Consider the following 17,960-nt stretch of genomic DNA (forward strand, 5'->3'; position numbering starts at 1 on the left):
AGAGGGTTGTTCAGTGATGCCTGCCTTGTTCCTGTCCCACGGCGCACCACCGCTCGTCGATGACGAGACTTGGGTGTCGCAACTCGCCCGGTGGGCGGCGGAGCTGCCCCGCCCAGAGGCGATTCTGGTGGTGTCCGCGCATTGGGAGGCCGCACCGCTGACCATTGGCTCGACTTCCACGAAAACACCACTGACGTACGATTTCTGGGGATTTCCGCAGCACTACTACGACGTCACCTACGACGCCCCGGGTGCAACTGAGCTGGCAGCGAGGGTGGAGGCGTCGATGCCCGACGGGGAAGCAGTGGCGCACGACCCCGAGCGCAGGCTCGACCACGGTGCCTACGTGCCGCTGACCGTGATGTATCCGCACGCCGATGTACCGGTGCTGCAGATGTCGATGCCGACGCTGGAGCCCAGGCGCCTGCTCGACCTCGGGGTGAGGCTGAGGCCGCTGCGCGACGAGGGCGTGCTGATCATCGGGTCGGGATTCACCACGCACGGCCTGCCCTTCCTCACCGATCCCACACCGGACGCCGAGGCGCCGGGGTGGTCGCGTGAGTTCGACGCGTGGGCGGCCGAGCGTTTCGCGGCGGGTGACCTCGACGGGCTGATCGACTTTCGCGCCAAGGCGCCCGGCATGCCCTACGCCCACCCGACGATCGAACACTTCGCGCCGTTGTTCGTCGCGCTCGGCGCGTCGGCGGATCCCGAACAGGCACCGAAGCAGGTCGTCGACGGCTTCTGGATGGGGCTGGCCAAACGGTCCCTGGAGCTCGCATGAGTGCGCTCGAATTGATGACGGACTGGCCGGTCCCGTCGGCCGCGGCGGCGGTGATCGGGCCGTCCGGCGTGCTCGCGGAGTTCGGCGACACTGGCCGCAGGTTCGCCCTGGCGTCGGTGACCAAGCCGTTGGTCGCCCGCGCGGTCCAGGTGGCGGTGGAGGAGGGTGTCGTCGAGCTCGACACGCCGGCCGGGCCGCCGGGCTCGACCGTGCGCCACCTGCTCGCCCACACGTCGGGCCTGTCGATGCGCTCGCCCGACGTCATCGCCGCGCCGGGGCAGCGCCGGATCTACTCGAACGAGGGTTTCGGCGTGCTCGCCAGGGTGGTGCAGCGAGCCTCGGAGATCGAGTTCGACCGGTATCTCACCGAGGCGGTCTTCGAACCTCTTGGGATGGGCTCGTCGTCGCTTCTCGGCGGTGCCGACGCCGCGGGCTTCGGCGGCGAGTCGACGGTGGCGGATCTCGCCCTGTTCGTCGGTGATCTGCTGCGGCCCGTTTTGGTGTCGCAGCAGATGCACGATGACGCCGTCTCGGTGCAGTTTCCCGGCCTGTCGGGAATCTTGCCGGGGTTCGGCGCGCAGCGGCCGAACGACTGGGGGTTGGGTTTCGAGATCCGCGACGGCAAGTCGCCGCACTGGACGGGTTCCGCAAACTCTGCCCGCACGTTCGGGCACTTCGGCCAGTCAGGCACGTTCATCTGGACCGATCCCACCGCTGACCTGGCACTCGTGGTCCTCAGCGACCGGGACTTCGGCGATTGGGCGCACACGGTGTGGCCGACTCTCTCTGATGGAGTGCTGAGAGAATTCGGCACACACTAGCGCAACACTGGTCCCACAGGGCACAATAGACACGCACGAAACAACTGCAACTTTTTGGCATCTACAGGTCGTCGGGGAAGACGTCCCTTTTGGAGCCGAAGGAGCAGATGATGCGTGCATCGAACCAGTTCGCCGACACGGCCACCGGTGTGGTGTATGTCCACGCCTCGCCCGCGGCGGTATGTCCACACGTGGAGTGGGCCCTTTCGTCGACCCTGTCGGCGCGGGCCAACCTCAAGTGGACACCGCAGCCGGCGTTGCCTGGACAACTTCGTGCTGTCACCAACTGGGTCGGACCCGTCGGCACGGGGGCCCAGCTCGCCAATGCGCTCCGGTCGTGGTCGGTGTTGCGCTTCGAAGTCACCGAGGATCCGAGCGAGGGTGTCGACGGCCACCGCTGGTGCCACACCCCGCAGCTGGGTCTGTGGAACGGGGTGATGAGCGCCAACGGTGATGTCATGGTCGGGGAGATGCGCCTACGCGGACTGCTGGCCTCCGGCGCAGACACCCTCGCCGCGGAAATGGACACCGTGCTCGGCACCGCGTGGGACGAAGCCCTCGAGGCCTACCGCGGTGGCGGGGACACCGGCGAGACCACCTGGCTCAACCGGGGCGTCGGCTAGCGAACCTAGAACCTGGATCGCCGCGGTGAGGCCCGCGACTGCCGCCGCGGCTCAACTTTCGGTGTTACCGATTCCGGCGAAGCGCCGTACCGCCGGTAGGCCTTCGCTCGTGCCGGGCCAGTGCGTCTCCAGCGTCCACGAGTGCGCCATCACGACCTGGCCGGGCCGGGCCGGGGTCGGGCGATGACCGTGATCGCCAGACCGATCGCCGCGATCTGAATGACCGCGACGGTGACGACGAGTGCTGGGATCGAAGTGTCGTAAAGCCAGCCGGTTAGTGCGCCCCCGGCGGCGGTGGCGGCACCGAGCCCAGCGGCGAACAGTCCGTAGGCGGTGGCCCGGCGCGGCGGGGCGACCAGATCGGCGACCACCGCCCGCAGGGTGGATTCTTGAATGCCGACCGCCGCGCCCCACAACAAGGCACCGACCACCACCAGCCAAACCTGATCGGTGAACGCCACCACCGGCACGAGAGCAGACAAGATCGGCAGAGCAGCAAGCGTCTTGGCTCCGACACGGTCATATAGCCAGCCCGAGAGCAACGCCGCGACGGCATCGGCGCCCATCGCGGCGGCATAGACGAGCGGGACCACGGCGGCGGATAGGATTCCGCGGATCACCATGTGATACGACAACACTCCGAAGGTGGCGAACCCGATCATCGTGGTCGCGGTGAACGCGCAATACGCCCAGAACTTCGCGGGCAACGGCGGTGACGGCCTGGCGCGACGATCTGCGACCTCGTCTGCGGAATGCGGGGCTGGGGTGGGGCCGGCTGCGCTTTCGTAGCGGGCCGGGTCGGGGACCCTCAGCCGTAGCCACACCAGCAAAGCCAGTGCGGCGGCTCCAGGCAATGCAAGTACACCCAGCGCCGGGCCGTAGTCGTTCCCAGTGATGGCCAGTACACCGGCCACCGTCAGCGGCCCGATCACCGCCCCGATCTGATCCAACGCCTCGTGTACGGCGAAACCCCGTCCACGCCCGGTCACCGCGGCGGCGTGCGACAACAACGTGTCCTTGGCTGGGCTGCGGACCGCCTTCCCGATTCGTTCGGCGATTACCAACGCACACGCCACCCACAACGTGGCGGCGACTCCCAGCACCGGGACGGTCACGATCGTCAGGGTGTAGCCGGCGATGGTCCACGCCCAGAACCGCTGGGTGCGGTCGGTCAGCGGCCCCGACACCAGCCGCAACCCCATAGCGGCCGCCTCGCCGATCCCGGTCACCACTCCGACGACCAACCCGGTGGCCCCCAGCGACGCCAACAGTGGTCCGGTGATCGAACGCGCGCCCTCATAGACGAAATCAGCCAGCAGGCTGACCGTGCCGAACACCGTGACGAACCGCCACGCAGCCAACATCGGCTGCCTTGGCGCCGCCTCGGCGTCCTCGGGTTTCGTGGTCATTCAACAGCTTTCGCGGGGCCAGTGGCGTCGGGTACAACGAGGACTGGGCAGTGGGTGTGGCGGATCAGATGCGCCGACACCGACACGCCCATAGCCCGGTCGAGGGAAGACATCAAGCCTCCCCGTGCGGCGCCGATGATGATCATCAGGGCATCATCGGCTTCGGCCAGCGTCGTCAGCGTGTGCGCGGGGCCTCCGTGGTGCGCGGAGTACGTCCAGTTACCGGGCAGCGCGCCTAGCAAATCGCAAGCCCGGGCGCGTTCCTGAGCGAGCTCGTCGGCGAATCGTTGCTCCCAATCGTCGCCGTCAGGGTCAATCGGGAAGTCTTCGAGGTCGATGATGTGCGCGACATGCAGATGCGCGTTCAGGGGTGCGGCGAGGGTGATCGCGAAGCGCAGCGCCTGCTGGCTGGACGGGCACCGATCGAACCCCACCAGCAGATGGTGGGTAGCGGGCATGTCGGTGGTGGGTCCATCGATGCGTCGGAGCTTGCGCGCGTTGACCATCGTGTCCTTTGCGGACGAGGTTTTCGGGTGTCTGGTCATCGTGTCTCCTCACAGCGAGCCATCGCCATCCCCACCGCTCGCGGCGGTGAGGGTGAACTGCAGGGTGCCGATCGCATTGAATGGACCGGCCCGGTAACGGCGGCGTTGGATCAGTCGGATCGTCTCGACGCCCACGTTGATCAGCCCTGTCGCCCAGGGGAACTCGCGGGCACGTCGGTGCCGGATCGCCCCTTCGAGGACGAACGGCACCATCGGGGCCGCGTTGCCGGCGCACGCAATCCATACCACTATCATCCGCCGGTTTCCTCTCGACGAGAGCGAATCTGGGCGCCGACGGCGACACCTATCGCCGTGGCCACCACACAGTCCCTGCATACCAGCCGCCCGCCCACCAGTGGTGGCCGCGCAGCGGCTCCTCAGCGTGCGACCGGCTGTGCGCGCACGGCGAAGGACGGGGCGGCCACCGACACGTCAGCCGCCGACGGACAACCCGATCCGCACCCGCGCAGGGATCACGCCCCAGCCGTAGGTCAGGTCGAAGAGGTTGTCGTGCAGGAATGCGTTACGGCCTGCTGGCACCAGGGTTGGCTTCTCGCGTTCCCCAGTGCCGTGGTGATGGCCCAGGTTAGCTTCTGGGTCGCAGGATGCGCAGTGCAGCGGCTACCGCCGACACCTCGACCGGCAGCGGGCACACGAACTCGCCGTCCGCGTACGCGTTGATGCCCGGCGAGTCGACGGTGATGACCTTCGCCCGTGCCGTGCGCACCTGATCGAGGTCGACGTGGGTGCCCTTGAACACGGTCGGGAACAGACGTATCAGCTTGGTGCGCGACGCGGACTGCACCATGGTCACGTCGAGTTGGCCGTCCGAGTGGTCGGCGTCGGGGCAGATCAGCATGCCGCCGCCGTAGCTGCGGGTGTTGCCGAACGCGGCCAGCGTCAGGTCGGTGACCAGCTCCTCGCCGTCGAAGGTCAGACGGAAGGGGAGTAGGCGCAGCTTCGAGAGCTCGGCCACCATTGCGACGTTGTATCGCATTCGGCCGTGTGGCCAGCTCATCCGGTTGGTCCGGTCGGACACCAGCGAGTCGAAACCCGCCGCCATCACGGTGCCGAACCAGCGGTCGGTGCCGTCGGCGCCCTTGATCCGGCCGAGGTCGACCGTCTCGACGCTACCGTCGACCACGACGTCGGCTGCGGCCGCGGGATCACCTGTGGGCAAGCCGTATTCGCGTGCGTGGTCATTGCCCGTTCCTGCCGGGATGATGCCGAGCGGAACGTCGCCGAGTGCCAACGCCTGCAGTGCCACGGAGACGATGCCGTCTCCTCCGACGACGACCAGGGCGTCGGTACCCCGGCTCAATTCGGCGTCGACCAGGCGCCGGGCATGGCCCGCATCGGTCCCGACGATCCCGCAGACGTCGACGCCACGTTGCTGGAAGCGCGCGATCGCGCGTTCGGCGGCGTGCGGAGCATTGCCGTGGCCCGACGCAGGATTGGTCAGCACCGTGACCCGGGCGACGCCCCCCGACGTCACGGGATCAGCTTGCCGGGGTTGAGGATTCCCGCCGGATCGAGCACGCCCTTGACGGCGCGGAGCACCTCGACCCCGAGATCGCCGACCTCGTCACGCATCCACGGGCGGTGGTCGGCGCCGATCGCGTGATGGTGGGTGATGGTGCCGCCGGTGTGCACCATCGCCTCCGATGCCGCGGTCTTGGCCTTGCGCCACTGCTCGATCGGATTGCCGCGCTGCCCGGCGACGACGGTGAAGTACAACGACGCACCGGTCGGGTACACGTGGGATATGTGGCACAACACCAAGGCCGGAGTACCGATTTCGGATGGATGATGCCCCGAGTCGCTGCGCTCCTGCCCGCCGGCGAGCGACGTGGTCAGGGCGTCGGTCACCGCGGCCTTGAGCGTGCCGAGGTTGGACCAGTTCGTCGCGGTCTCCAACGTCTCGCAAAGCGCTCCCGCGGCCAACAGTGAGTCGCGCAGGTACGGCGCCGCGAAGCGGCCATGCTCCCAGGCCTTCGCGGGTCCTTCGCCCAGCGACGTGCCACCGTGTGCCTCGAGTACGGCGCGTGTCTCGGCGTGCCTGCTCGCGGTGTGTGCCGCGGTTCCCTCGAACGCCGTGATCGCCAGGCAGTTACCCGTGACGCTCTGCTCACCGATGGCTTCGCTGGTGGCGAGGTTGACACCGGTCTCCGCCTCGTCGGACAGCCGGATCACGGTGGGGCCGGCCCCGTTCTGGGCGACGGCCCGCAGAGCCGTTGCGCCCGTGGGGAAGTCGGGGAAGGACCACGCCTCGTAGCGCGTCGACTCCGGGACGGGATGCACCCGCACCCGCACCCGCGTGATCACGCCGAAAACTCCCTCGGAACCGATGATCAGCTGTCGCAGGTCCGGTCCCGCCGCCGACGCCGGCGCGCGCCCGAGGTCGAGGATGCCTGCCGGCGTCACCGCGCGGACGCCTCGGACCATGTCGTCGAAACGGCCGTATCCCGCAGAGTCCTGGCCGGAGGAGCGGGTTGCCGCGAAGCCGCCGATGGTGGCGAACTGGAAGCTCTGCGGGAAGTGACCGAGCGAGAAGCCGTGCGTGGCTAGCAGCTTCTCGGCGTCCGGCCCGGTGACGCCTGCGCCGAGCTCGGCCTCCCCGGACACCTCGTCGATGCCGTGCAATTCGTCGAAGCGGCGCAGATCCAGTGACACCACGGCCTTGAAGTCGCCGCGGATGGGGTCCAGGCCGCCGACCACGCTGGTGCCGCCGCCGAACGGAACGACCGCGATGCTCCGCTGGGCGCAGAGCCGCAGGATCGCCGCGATCTCGTCCTCGTCGGCGGGTAACAGCACCGCGTCGGGCGCGTCTTGCACGCCGGAATCCTTGCGGCGCAACAGGTCCAGGGTGGACTTGCCGCCGGCCCGCAACAGCCTGCCGTAGTCGTCCGACGTGCAGTGAGCCTCGCCGACGATGGCCACCAATGCCGCTCGGTCGGAGTCCGACAGCGCGGACGGCCGCAGGCGAACCTGGTCGACGTCGGGTTCGGAACCCGGTTCGGCGTCGACGCCGAGGGCCTGGACGAGCAGGGTCCGGATCCCGTCGGAGAGCGGTTTGGCTGCCCCTGGATCTCCCCAGGCATTCCACTTCATCGGGGGCAGGTTCTGGTCGTCCGACGCAATCATGGGTTACAGTATTACAGATCATGTCAATCAGTAACGAAAAACGGGCGAAGCCGGTCGAGGATCGCATCCTCGACGCCGCTGCCGACTGCGTCGTCGCCTTCGGTGTCGATCGCGTGACACTCGCGGAGATCGCGCGCCGGGCGGCCATCAGCCGTCCGACGGTGTACCGCCGCTTTCCCGACACCCGGTCGATACTCGCGGCCCTCCTCACGGTGCGAATCACCCGTGCGCTCGACGCCGTACCCAGCGCCTGTGTCGGACGCGAGCCGCTGGTTCGGCGCGTCGTCGGTGTTGCGCAACTGGTGCGTCGCGACGACGTCGTCATGTCGGTGCTGCACCAGGCACCGGAACTGGCGATGGTGTACCTCACCGAACGGCTCGGTACCAGCCAACAGATCCTGCTCGACGCCGTGGCGGGCGAGATCAAGTCCGCCCAGGACGAGGGCAGCGTCCGTCCGGGCGACGCCAGAGAACTCGCCGCCATGACCTTGTTGATCACGCAGTCGACGATCCTGTCGGCGCAAATGGTCGAGTCCATCCTCGACGCCGCACACCTGGTCTCCGAGTTGGCCCTGGCACTGAACGGATACCTGAAGCCATGACCGCCTCGACGTCAACGACCGCACTGAACGCCACCCGCCGTGCCGCCGACCTGACCGCGCTCGGCGACGGAACCAGCGTCGACCTCGTCGTCATCGGCGGAGGCATCACCGGGACGGGGATCGCGCTCGACGCGGCGACGCGGGGACTGTCCGTGGTGCTGGTGGAGAAACACGACCTTGCCTTCGGCACCAGCCGGTGGAGTTCGAAGCTGGTTCACGGTGGGCTCCGGTACCTGGCCACCGGCAACGTGGGCATCGCCCGGCGAAGCGCGATCGAGCGCGGAATCCTGATGACCCGCAACGCCCCTCACCTCGTCACGGCGATGCCGCAACTGGTGCCGTTTCTGCCGTCGATGAGAACCGCCTCCCGCGCGCTGGTCCGATTCGGCTTCACCGCAGGCGACGGGCTGCGCAGGCTGGCGGGTACCCCGGCGGCCACGCTGCCGCGATCACGGCGCATCGACGCGGCTCGGGCCGTGGAGCTGACGCCGACGGTGCGCCGCGACGGGCTCGACGGCGCACTCCTCGCCTACGACGGCCAACTGATCGACGACGCGCGTCTCGTCGTGGCGGTCGCCCGCACCGCAGCTCAGCATGGAGCGCGAGTTCTCACCAGGGTGGCCGCCTCGGGTGCCACCGGCACGTCGGTGCGGCTCACCGATCAGCTCACCGGTGAATCTCTCGACGTGTCAGCGCGCGTCGTGATCAATGCGACGGGTGTCTGGGCGGGTGACGTCGACCCGTCCATCCGGTTGCGACCCAGCCGCGGAACACATCTGGTGTTCGACGCTGCGGCCTTCGGCAATCCCACTGCCGCATTGACGGTTCCGATACCAGGGGAGCTCAACCGGTTCGTGTTCGCCATGCCCGAACAACTCGGGCGGGTGTACCTCGGGATCACAGACGAGGACGCACCCGGACCGATTCCCGACGTGCCTGAGCCGACGCCTGCGGAAATCACCTTCCTGCTCGATACCGTGAACACCGCGCTCGACGTCGCACTGACCGGGGACGACGTGATCGGCACCTATGCCGGGCTACGTCCACTGATCGACACGGGGGCGGGAAGGACGGCCGACGTGTCACGCGAACACGCCGTGGTCGAGTCGACGAACGGCCTGCTCAGCGTGATCGGCGGAAAACTCACCGAGTACCGGTACATGGCCGAGGACGTGCTGGACCGCGCGGTGACGGTGCGCGGGCTCGCGGCAACCGCGTGCCGTACCCGCAACCTGCCGTTGGTCGGCGCTCCCGCCAACCCGGTGTCGACGCTCCGGTCGCCTGCGGATCTGCCGTCCTCGCTCGTCGCCCGCTTTGGCGCAGAGGCCCCCAATGTCATCAGCCGCGCCATGTGCGACCGGCCAAGCGATCCGGTAGCGGACGGAATCGACGTCATACGGGCCGAATTCGAGTACGCGACGACTCACGAGGGTGCGCTGACCGCCGAAGACATCCTCGACCGTCGGACCCGCATCGGACTCGTCGCCGCAGATCGCGAACTGGCCGTCACCGCGGCCGAGGAGTTCCTCAGCCGCGTGCTGTAAGGCTTACAGCGGGATGTTCTTGTGTCGACCGCGACGCGCGGGCGCCTCGGCCAGCGCCTGGGTGAGGACGCTGCGCGTGTGCGGCGGGTCGATCTTCGCGTCGACCACGCCGATCTCGATGGCGCTGTCCACACCGCCCGCGATGCGCTCGTGCTCGGCGGCCAGTTCCTCGTGCAGCGCTTCGCGGTCCTCGGGAGCGGCGGCGGCAAGAGTGCGCTTGTGCAGGATGCCGACGGCCGGCTTCGCGCCCATCACGGCGACCTCGGCGTTCGGCCAGGCGAATACCTTCGTGGCACCCAGCGAGCGGGAGTTCATCGCGATGTAGGCGCCGCCATAGTTCTTTCGGGTCACAAGGGTGACGCGGGGAACGGTTGCCTCACCGAAGGCGTGTAGCAGTTTGGCGCCGCGGCGCACCACGCCACCCCACTCCTGGTCCACACCGGGCAGGTAACCCGGAACGTCGACGATGACGACGATCGGGATGCCGAACGCGTCGCACAACCGCACGAATCGAGCTGCCTTCTCGGCGCTTTCGGAGTTCAGGCAGCCACCGAGGCGCAGCGGATTGTTGGCGAGCACGCCCACGCTCCGTCCGGCCAACCGGCCGAGGCCGACGACCATCGAGGGAGCCCACTTGGACTGGAACTCGTCGAACGGCGTCGCCTCGTCCAGCAGAGCCGAGATGAGCGGATGCACGTCGTAGGCCCGGCGGGCCGAGTCCGGAAGCAGTGCGCGCAGATCCGAATCGCCTGCCTCTGCCTTCGCGCGATCGAAATGGCCCTGCTGGCAGAACAATCCGACCAGTCGGCGGCCGCGCTGGTAGGCATCGGCCTCGTCGTCGGCGACGATGTGGCACACGCCGGACTTCTTGTGGTGGGTATCCGGCCCACCGAGGGACGCCATGTCGACGTCCTCGCCGGTGACGCTGCGGACGATGTCGGGCCCGGTGACGAACACGCGGCCCTCGGGCGCCATGATGACGACGTCGGTGAGCGCGGGCCCGTAAGCCGCGCCGCCCGCAGCGAAGCCGACCACCACTGAGATCTGCGGGATGAAGCCCGAGGCCCGGATCATCGCCTCGAACATGAGCCCCACGGCGTGCAGGGCCTTCACACCCTCGGCCAACCGCGCGCCGCCGGAGTGCCAGATGCCGATGATCGGGCTCTGCTCCTCGATGGCCCTGTCGTAGGCATTGACGATGTGCTGGCAGCCGTCGACGCCCATCGCGCCACCCATCACGGTGCCGTCGGTGCAGAACGCGATGGTGCGGACGCCGTTCACGGTGCCGGAGGCGGCGAGAACGCCGGAGCGGTCGCGTTCGTGCAGCGCTTCAACGCTGCCGTCGTCGAAGAATGCGCGCAAGCGCAGCAGGGGATCGCGCGGATCGAGGGACTCGTCTACAGCCTCGGGCACCATGGTCGTCATCTGTCTCTCCTAAATTTTCGGTGGTTCTCAGTACTTGCCGAAGGCGATCGCCACGTTGTGCCCGCCGAAGCCGAACGAATTGTTGATTGCGTATTGGTAGTCGCCGCGGCGCGGTTCCCCTGCGACGACGTCGAGGTCGATCTCCGGGTCGAGATTGCGCAGGTTCAACGTGGGTGGGACGACTCCGTCCCGTAGCGCCAACACGGTCAGGATCGATTCCACCGCGCCGACCGCGCCGACGGAGTGGCCCAGAGCCGACTTCGGTGCGTACACCGCGGGTCGGTGGCTGCCGAGCGCGTTGTTGATGGCCTTGCCTTCGGCCACGTCGCCGACCGAGGTTCCGGTCGCGTGCGCGTTGACGTGGTCGATGTCGCCGGGCTGCAGTCCCGCGAGCTGAATGGCCCGCGTAATCGCATGGCCCGCTTGGTCACCCGTCGGATCCGGAGCCACGATGTGGTAGCCGTCCGAGGTCACCCCGGCGCCCATGAGCCGCGCCAGGATGTTGGCGCCGCGGGCCCTGGCATGTTGCTCGGTCTCGAGGACCATCAGCGCTCCGCCTTCGCCGAACACGAAGCCGTTGCGATCCTTGTCGAACGGACGGCAGGCGCCCGCCGGGTCTTCGTTGGTGGTCGACAGCACGATTCGCATCTGCGCGAATCCCGCGATCGGCACCGCCTCGATCCTGGTCTCGACGCCGCCGCAGATGGCGACGTCGGCCTCACCGAGAACGATGTTCCGCCACGCGTTGGCGATCGCCTCGCTGCCCGAGGCACACGCCGACACCGGGGTGACGACGCCGGCCCTGGCGTTGCGTTCCAGGCCCACTGCCGCGGCGGGCGAGTTCGGCATGTACATCTGCACGGCCAGTGGGGAGACGGCCTTGAAGCCCTTCTCCCGCATCGCGTCATAGGCGTAGAGCAGCTCCTCGCTGCTTCCCATGCCGGTGCCGATCGAGACCAGCAGCCGTCTGGTGTCGACGTCCGGCGAGCCCGCGTTCTCCCAGGCCCGACGACCGATGACGGTGGACATTCTCTGCAGGTAGGAGAGCCGACCCAGTTCTTCCTGCGTCAGGTCGCCCTCGAAGTCCTCGAGTAGATGTCCACCGATGCGCACCGGGAGGTCGTACAGCTCGACGAAGTAGTCATCCAGCGTGCGGATGCCACTCTCCCCGTCGAGCAGACGCTTCCAGGTGCCCTCGGCGTCGGTGGCAAGGGCAGTGGTCATGGCAATGCCGGTGACCACTACGTCGGGGAACGGATTCCCCGACGACGAACCCGTCGACCGTGCCATTGCTACTCGAACGTTCCTCTCCGTGCCGCGTTACTCAGTAGCGCCCGAAGGCCAGGGCGACATTATGTCCACCAAAGCCGAACGAGTTGTTGATGGCGTACTGGTATTCGCCGTATCGAGGCTCACCTGCGACGACATCGAGATCGATCTCGGGGTCGGGTGTTTCGTAATTGAGCGTCGGCGGGATGACGCCGTCGCGCAGCGACAACACCGTCAGGATGGCCTCCAGTGCACCGACGGCGCCGATGGAGTGACCCAGAGCCGACTTCGGCGCGTACACCGCGGCGTGTCCCACCCCGGCAACCCGGATGGCATTCGCCTCGGCAATGTCACCGATGGACGTCGACGTCGCGTGCGCATTGACGTGCTGGATGTCCGCCGGCGACAGACCCGCCGTCTCGATTGCGCGCTTCATCGCGTGTCCGGCGCGAAGGCCGTCGGGTGCAGGCGCCACCATGTGGTACGCATCTGACGAGATGCCTGCACCCATGATCCTGGCCAGCGGCTTGGCGCCGCGCGCCTTGGCGTGCTCCTCGGACTCGATGATCATCATCGCCCCGGCCTCGCCGAAGACGAAGCCGTCGCGGTTCTTGTCGAACGGCCGCGACGCCGCCTCGGGGTCGTCGTTCCTGGTCGACATGGCCCGCATCATCGAGAACGCCGCGATGGGCAGCGCCTCGATCATGCCTTCCACGCCACCGCAGACGGCGATGTCCGCGTCACCCATGACGATCTGGCGCCACGCGTGAGCGATGGCCTCGGAGCCCGACGAGCAGGCCGAGACAGGGGTGATGACCCCAGCGCGGGCGCCGAGCTCCAGCCCGACGACTGCGGCCGCACCGTTCGGCATGACCATCTGGACGGCCAGTGGCGACACCTTGCGGGGGCCACCCTCGTTCATCGCGTCGTACATTTCGACGATCTTCTCGCCGCCGCCGAGACCTGTGCCGATCACGACCGAGAACCGGTCGGGATCGACCTCGGGCTTGCCCGCGGACTCCCACAGTTGGTTGCCGACGTACTTCGACATCCGCTGCACGTAGGACATGCGGCGCATCTCGAGCCGGGTCATCAGGGGATCGAGGGGCTCCTTGAGGTGCCCCCCGATCTTGACCTGAAGGTCCCACTTGTCGACGAACTCGTCGTCGAGGACGCGGATGCCACTCTCGCCTGCCAACAAACCCTTCCACGTGCTCTCGATGTCCGCCGCAATCGAGGTGGTCGCGGTGACGGCAGTCACCACGACGTTGGGGAAACCGCCGTTAGCAGTGGAAGGGCGGGTCACTGTGCGAACTTATCGCGCAGCGCCGCGGCAGCTTCGGGGTTCTCTTCCTCGAGCTTCTGGATGTAGGAGACGACGTCACCGACGGTGCGCAGACCGGCGAGGTCCTCGTCGGGGATCTTCACGCCGTACTTGTCCTCGGTCTGCACGGCGATCTCGACCATCGACAGCGAGTCGATGTCCAGGTCGTCGACGAACGACTTCTCAGGGGTGACCTCAGACGGCTCGATGCCGGTCACTTCTTCGATGATCTCTGCGAGACCCGAGATGATTTCCTGCTGGCTGGCGCCCACTATGGCTCCTTCTATTTCTTCGTTGATCCGGCACTCCCTGTTGGAGAGCGGACATGGAGTTGTCTGGCTTAGAGCTCGGCGAGCCCGTCCAGGTCTGCGGGGGTCTTGACGGCGTACGTCGGTACTCCCCGAAGTTCTCGTTTGGCGATGCCCACCAGAGTGCCCGCGGGCGGGAACTCGATGATCGCGGTGACCTCCCGCTGACGCATGGTCTCGGTGCAGAGGTCCCAGCGCACTGGCCTGGTCAGCTGGGCGACCAGCTTCGTCATCGCATCGTCAGCCGACGTCACCGGTTGCCCGTCGGCGTTGGAGAGCAGGATAGTGGTCGGCCCCAAGATCTCGGCGGTGGCGACTGCCTGCGCGGCCGCCGAATAGCCGCCCAACGCCGAGGACATGAAGTGGGTGTGGAAGGCGCCCGCGGTCGCCAACAGCCGGACGCGCGCCTTCGCGGGCGGATCCTCGGCCAGCTTCTCGAGCGCCGAGATGGCGCCAGCGGCCACGATCTGCCCGGCGGCGTTGCGGTTGGCGGGCACCAGGTCGAGGGCTTCGAGGCGGGCCAGAACCTCGGTCTCGTCGCCCCCGAGTACCGCGGCCATCCCGGTGGGCTCGACCGCGCAGGCTCGTGCCATCTCGGAGCCGCGGGTCGCGGCCAGTGTCACGGCGTCGTCGGCGGAGAGGACGCCCGCGATGGCGTAGGCGGCGATCTCACCGACGGAGTGCCCTGCGACGACGGTCTCGGCCGTGACAAATCCCGGGTCGCTCCGCTCCTGCCCGCCGAGGCCGAACAGGCCCCGCTTCTGAAGCTCCTGGTGCGCGAGCAGTGTCACGGCGACCACGAGGGGCTGCGTCACCGAAGTATCGGTGATCTCGTCGGCGGTAGCAGTGGTCCCCAACCGGGCCAGATCCAGGTTGACGGCGTCGGACCAGGCAGCGATCCGCTCGTCCGCACCGGGCAGCTCGAGCCACGGGGAGAGCATGCCGGGAGTCTGCGATCCCTGTCCGGGGGCAAGCAGCGCAAGCACGTGTGTTTGGGGCACGGATTAAGAAAACACTGTGAAGACGGTTTCGCGTGGTGTAAGAGATTATGAACCTGGTCTTATGTTTTTGTGGAGAACCTCTAAAAACGCATGTGATGGAACGTCTTCGAGATCAGACCGCAACCTATTGCCCGACGTGATGCGCGTCCGCGGCGGCACGTTGGGCGGCCGTTGGCTGCGGCACGCTGGCATTTGACGTGATTGAGTGAGGTGCCTGACGGCCCAGTCTGGCGACCGTCGATGCCACCCTCAGCACGTACGCATCGCGTGGCAGGGTGGGATCGCGGCCCGTGAAGTCGGCGATGCGTTTGAGCCGGTAGCGGACGGTGTTTGGATGAACGAACAGTTTGCGCGCGCAGGCCTCGATTGCCCCGCCCGAATCGAGGTAGGCGTCGAGGGTCTCCGTCAGTGCGGGACCCGCGTCGGACAGCGGCCGCATCACGTCGGCCTCGAGCGCGGCAACGGCCGAGAGGTCGCCGAGCAACGCGCGTTCGGGCAGGAGTTCGCGCGCGGAAACCGGTCGCGGCGCGCCGCGCCAGCCTGCGACGGCGTTCATTCCCGCGATGGCTTCGGCGGCGCTGTAGTGGGCCGCCACCAGTGATGCGGCGTAGGGCCCGATCACCACGGGGCCGTCGGCGAACACCTCGAGTAGTTCACCGAGAATCTTGTCCGTGGGTGACAGGCGCCCCGCCACGATCGCCACCAACCAGGTGCCGTGGACGTCGGACAACGCCGAACGGCCGTTGCGGCGGACGATCTCGTGGACGTCCTCGATGGCGAACTCGACGCGGGCGGGCTGGGGGAGACCGACGAGCACCGTCGCGGGAGCGGTGGCGTCCCAGTTCAGCGCCGCGGCCTGGGACTGCAGCTGTGGACCGATGTCGCCACGCACGACCGCGTCGACGACGTTGGCCTCCATCCGGGTGTCCCACGCGCCGCGCGCCTCGGCGGCGTCGGCATATCCCGATGCCGCCGCGAAGGCCAGGTTGCGGCTGTAGCGCAGGATGCCGACGGTGAGTGCCGTCACCTGATCGGTGTTGCGGGCCAGCATCGGCACCGCTTCCTCGAAGTGCTCCATCGTGACGCGAACCATGTCGACGGTCTGTCGCAGCGCGATCCGCCGGGTGAGCTCCTGCGGGACGAGGGCGAACGCCTCGGCTGTGTACCCGACGTCGCCGCGCGGGTCGCGCATCCACTCGGCGAAGTTCACCAGCGCCGTTTGTACGACGAGCTGGACGCTGGCGCGTTGAGACGCTTCGAGATCGGCGAAGAACGGCAGCCGCTCGCCCATCACGTGGACGGCCTCGGTGGCCAGCCGCCCGGTGTACTGCTTCACGCGGCGCAGCAGCGACTCCGGGACGGCATCCAGCAGTTCGAGCGCCGAGAACTCATTGTCGGCCACCCCTAAAAGATACGCCCCGTTTCTAGTGGATTCCTCCAACCGCGCGGGTTAGGCGCCCGGTCCAGGGTCGGAGGTCTGCACGGGCGCTGCCATCACGTCGTCGATCTGGTACTGCTTGGCCGCCGCGATGGCCACCGAGGGATCGATCTCACCGTCGCGCCCGAGGGCTTCCAGCACCGCGACCACGACGGACTCGGCGTCGGTGTTGAAGTACCGGCGGGCCGCCGGACGGGTGTCGGAGAAGCCGAACCCGTCGGTGCCGAGCGTGACGTAGGTGTTGGGCACCCAAGGGCGGATCTGCTCGGGCACGGCCCGCATCCAATCCGAGACCGCGACGACGGGGCCTGCGGTGGATTCGAGCACCTTGGTCACGTACGGCACGGCGGCGGGCCGCTCGGGGTGGCGCAGCAGTTCCTTCTCTTTCGCGACGCCGTCGCGGTTGAGCTCGCCCCAACTGGTCACCGACCACACGTCTGCGGCCACGTCCCATTCCGCCGCCAGCAGGTCCGCCGCGCGCAGCGCCTCGGGCATCGCCACCCCCGAGGTCAGGATCTGCGCGACGCTGGTGCGCTTTTCCTTGGCCGCGCGGTAGCGGTACATGCCACGCAGGAGCCCTTCGGGGTCGAAGTTCTCGGGCTCGGCGGGTTGGGCGTACGGCTCGTTGTAGATGGTGATGTAGAAGAAGACGTTCTCCGGGTCCTCGCCGTACATCCGCTTGAGGCCGCTCTCGACGATGTAGGCGATCTCGTAGGCGAACGCCGGGTCGTAGGCGACGACTGCGGGATTCGTCGAGGCCAGCAGTACCGAGTGTCCGTCGGCGTGCTGCAGGCCCTCACCGGTCAGGGTGGTGCGTCCCGCGGTCGCACCGAGGACGAAGCCGCGGGCCATCTGGTCGGTCGCCGCCCATAGACCGTCACCGGTGCGCTGGAAGCCGAACATCGAATAGAAGATGTAGATCGGGATCATCGGCTCGTTGTGCGTCGAGTACGACGTGCCCACGGCGGTGAACGACGCCGTCGAGCCGGCTTCGTTGATGCCCTCGTGCAGGATCTGCCCGGTTTCGCTTTCCTTGTAGGCCAACATCAATTCGGCGTCCACGGCCGTGTAGAGCTGACCGTTGCGGTTGTAGATCTTCAGGCTCGGGAACCACGAGTCCATCCCGAACGTGCGCGCCTCGTCGGGGATGATGGGAACAATGCGCGATCCAATGTTCTTGTCCCGCAACAACTCCTTGAAGGTCCGGACGGTCGCCATGGTGGTGGCGACGGCCTGGTTGCCCGAACCCTTCTTGAGCGCCTTGTAGGCGTCGCGGCCGGGGAGCTTGAGCACCTTGGCCTTGTTGCGCCGCTCGGGCAGGAAGCCGCCGAGGGTCCTGCGCCGGTCCAGCATGTAGCGGATCTCCGGGGCGTCGGGCCCTGGGTGGTAGTACGGCGGCAGATACGGGTTCTCCTCGAGCTGCTCGTCGGTGATCGGGATCCGCTGGGCGTCGCGGAAGTCCTTGAGATCTTGGAGCGCAAGCTTCTTCATTTGGTGAGTCGCGTTGCGGCCCTCGAAGTGCTTGCCCAGCGTGTAGCCCTTGATGGTCTTGGCGAGGATGACCGTCGGCTGGCCCTTGTGCTCCGTCGCGGCCCGATAGGCGGCGTAGACCTTGCGGTAGTCGTGACCGCCGCGTTTGAGGTTCCAGATCTCGGCGTCGGTCATCGGCTCGACCAGTGCCTTGGTCCTGGGGTCGCGGCCGAAGAAGTGGTCGCGGACGTAG

General features: G+C 67.7%; 17 protein-coding genes. 5 read left to right on the plus strand and 12 right to left on the minus strand.

The window, feature by feature from the left end; genetic code table 11:
* Positions 1–16 precede the first annotated feature (16 nt).
* The 3 genes from QOI01_RS10890 (at position 17) to QOI01_RS10900 (ending at position 2,228) form a co-directional block, all read left to right on the plus strand.
* Positions 17–784, plus strand: coding sequence for a dioxygenase family protein (locus QOI01_RS10890; RefSeq protein WP_526380728.1), 768 nt, complete (start codon positions 17–19; stop codon positions 782–784).
* The gene (locus QOI01_RS10895) at positions 781–1,605 is read left to right on the plus strand and encodes a serine hydrolase domain-containing protein (RefSeq protein WP_526380730.1); all 825 of its coding nucleotides are present in this window, start codon (positions 781–783) and stop codon (positions 1,603–1,605) included. Before QOI01_RS10890 ends, QOI01_RS10895 begins: the two co-directional genes overlap by 4 nt.
* Positions 1,606–1,715: 110 nt before the next feature.
* Positions 1,716–2,228 carry a DUF3145 family protein gene (locus tag QOI01_RS10900; RefSeq protein WP_526380732.1) on the plus strand — a complete coding sequence of 171 codons (513 nt, stop codon included), beginning with the start codon at positions 1,716–1,718 and terminating at the stop codon, positions 2,226–2,228.
* A 149-nt stretch (positions 2,229–2,377) separates the two neighbouring features.
* On the opposite strand, the gene QOI01_RS10905 is transcribed toward QOI01_RS10900, so the two are convergent.
* From QOI01_RS10905 to QOI01_RS10925, 5 genes are all read right to left on the minus strand, one after another.
* Positions 2,378–3,637: an MFS transporter gene (locus QOI01_RS10905; protein ID WP_526380734.1), complete on the minus strand. Its 1,260-nt coding sequence runs from the start codon at positions 3,635–3,637 to the stop codon at positions 2,378–2,380.
* Positions 3,634–4,182 (minus strand): universal stress protein, encoded by a 549-nt coding sequence (locus tag QOI01_RS10910; RefSeq protein ID WP_526380736.1) that lies wholly within the window; start codon positions 4,180–4,182, stop codon positions 3,634–3,636. Before QOI01_RS10910 ends, QOI01_RS10905 begins: the two co-directional genes overlap by 4 nt.
* A gap of 9 nt (positions 4,183–4,191) precedes the next feature.
* Positions 4,192–4,437, minus strand: coding sequence for a hypothetical protein (locus tag QOI01_RS10915; protein ID WP_526380738.1), 246 nt, complete (start codon positions 4,435–4,437; stop codon positions 4,192–4,194).
* A 331-nt stretch (positions 4,438–4,768) separates the two neighbouring features.
* Entirely contained in the window at positions 4,769–5,677 is a 909-nt protein-coding gene (locus QOI01_RS10920; protein ID WP_526380740.1) for a diacylglycerol kinase, read from the minus strand.
* Entirely contained in the window at positions 5,674–7,293 is a 1,620-nt protein-coding gene (locus tag QOI01_RS10925; RefSeq protein ID WP_526380742.1) for an FAD-binding oxidoreductase, read from the minus strand. The genes QOI01_RS10920 and QOI01_RS10925 overlap by 4 nt, the downstream gene beginning before the upstream one ends.
* Before the next feature lie 50 nt (positions 7,294–7,343).
* On the opposite strand from QOI01_RS10925, the gene QOI01_RS10930 reads away from it, so the two are divergent.
* Positions 7,344–7,928, plus strand: a complete 585-nt coding sequence (locus QOI01_RS10930; protein WP_526380755.1) for a TetR/AcrR family transcriptional regulator — start codon at positions 7,344–7,346, stop codon at positions 7,926–7,928.
* On the plus strand, positions 7,925–9,472 hold the full coding sequence (locus QOI01_RS10935) for a glycerol-3-phosphate dehydrogenase/oxidase (RefSeq protein ID WP_526380744.1): 1,548 nt from the start codon (positions 7,925–7,927) through the stop codon (positions 9,470–9,472). The genes QOI01_RS10930 and QOI01_RS10935 overlap by 4 nt, the downstream gene beginning before the upstream one ends.
* 3 nt (positions 9,473–9,475) lie before the next feature.
* Here QOI01_RS10935 and QOI01_RS10940 read toward each other — a convergent pair whose 3' ends face one another.
* The 7 genes from QOI01_RS10940 to aceE all read right to left on the minus strand — a co-directional run.
* Entirely contained in the window at positions 9,476–10,897 is a 1,422-nt protein-coding gene (locus QOI01_RS10940; protein ID WP_526380746.1) for an acyl-CoA carboxylase subunit beta, read from the minus strand.
* Positions 10,898–10,924: 27 nt separating this feature from the next.
* The gene (gene kasB, locus QOI01_RS10945; protein ID WP_526380748.1) at positions 10,925–12,187 is read right to left on the minus strand and encodes a 3-oxoacyl-ACP synthase KasB; all 1,263 of its coding nucleotides are present in this window, start codon (positions 12,185–12,187) and stop codon (positions 10,925–10,927) included.
* 34 nt (positions 12,188–12,221) lie between these two features.
* The gene (kasA, locus tag QOI01_RS10950; RefSeq protein ID WP_526380750.1) at positions 12,222–13,472 is read right to left on the minus strand and encodes a 3-oxoacyl-ACP synthase KasA; all 1,251 of its coding nucleotides are present in this window, start codon (positions 13,470–13,472) and stop codon (positions 12,222–12,224) included.
* On the minus strand, positions 13,469–13,762 hold the full coding sequence (acpM, locus tag QOI01_RS10955; protein ID WP_319446411.1) for a meromycolate extension acyl carrier protein AcpM: 294 nt from the start codon (positions 13,760–13,762) through the stop codon (positions 13,469–13,471). Before acpM ends, kasA begins: the two co-directional genes overlap by 4 nt.
* Positions 13,763–13,830: 68 nt before the next feature.
* Positions 13,831–14,784 carry an ACP S-malonyltransferase gene (locus tag QOI01_RS10960; protein WP_526380757.1) on the minus strand — a complete coding sequence of 318 codons (954 nt, stop codon included), beginning with the start codon at positions 14,782–14,784 and terminating at the stop codon, positions 13,831–13,833.
* A gap of 139 nt (positions 14,785–14,923) precedes the next feature.
* The gene (locus QOI01_RS10965) at positions 14,924–16,201 is read right to left on the minus strand and encodes a PucR family transcriptional regulator (protein ID WP_526380752.1); all 1,278 of its coding nucleotides are present in this window, start codon (positions 16,199–16,201) and stop codon (positions 14,924–14,926) included.
* A 48-nt stretch (positions 16,202–16,249) separates the two neighbouring features.
* Positions 16,250–17,960, minus strand: a 1,711-nt coding sequence (aceE, locus tag QOI01_RS10970; protein ID WP_526380754.1) for a pyruvate dehydrogenase (acetyl-transferring), homodimeric type, incomplete at its 5' end; no start/stop codon positions are given.

The sequence above is a fragment of the Mycobacterium sp. genome (assembly GCF_032162605.1).
In the GTDB taxonomy this organism is placed as follows: Bacteria; Actinomycetota; Actinomycetes; order Mycobacteriales; family Mycobacteriaceae; genus Mycobacterium.

Bases quoted from the DNA above. Each gene is read 5' to 3' on its own strand.
- QOI01_RS10890 (WP_526380728.1), top strand. From the start codon at position 17: ATGCCTGCCTTGTTCCTGTCCCACGGCGCACCACCGCTCGTCGATGAC.
- QOI01_RS10895 (WP_526380730.1), top strand. From the start codon at position 781: ATGAGTGCGCTCGAATTGATGACGGACTGGCCGGTCCCGTCGGCCGCG.
- QOI01_RS10900 (WP_526380732.1), top strand. From the start codon at position 1,716: ATGCGTGCATCGAACCAGTTCGCCGACACGGCCACCGGTGTGGTGTAT.
- QOI01_RS10905 (WP_526380734.1), bottom strand. From the start codon at position 3,637: ATGACCACGAAACCCGAGGACGCCGAGGCGGCGCCAAGGCAGCCGATG.
- QOI01_RS10910 (WP_526380736.1), bottom strand. From the start codon at position 4,182: ATGACCAGACACCCGAAAACCTCGTCCGCAAAGGACACGATGGTCAAC.
- QOI01_RS10915 (WP_526380738.1), bottom strand. From the start codon at position 4,437: ATGATAGTGGTATGGATTGCGTGCGCCGGCAACGCGGCCCCGATGGTG.
- QOI01_RS10925 (WP_526380742.1), bottom strand. From the start codon at position 7,293: ATGAAGTGGAATGCCTGGGGAGATCCAGGGGCAGCCAAACCGCTCTCC.
- QOI01_RS10935 (WP_526380744.1), top strand. From the start codon at position 7,925: ATGACCGCCTCGACGTCAACGACCGCACTGAACGCCACCCGCCGTGCC.
- QOI01_RS10940 (WP_526380746.1), bottom strand. From the start codon at position 10,897: ATGACGACCATGGTGCCCGAGGCTGTAGACGAGTCCCTCGATCCGCGC.
- kasB (WP_526380748.1), bottom strand. From the start codon at position 12,187: ATGGCACGGTCGACGGGTTCGTCGTCGGGGAATCCGTTCCCCGACGTA.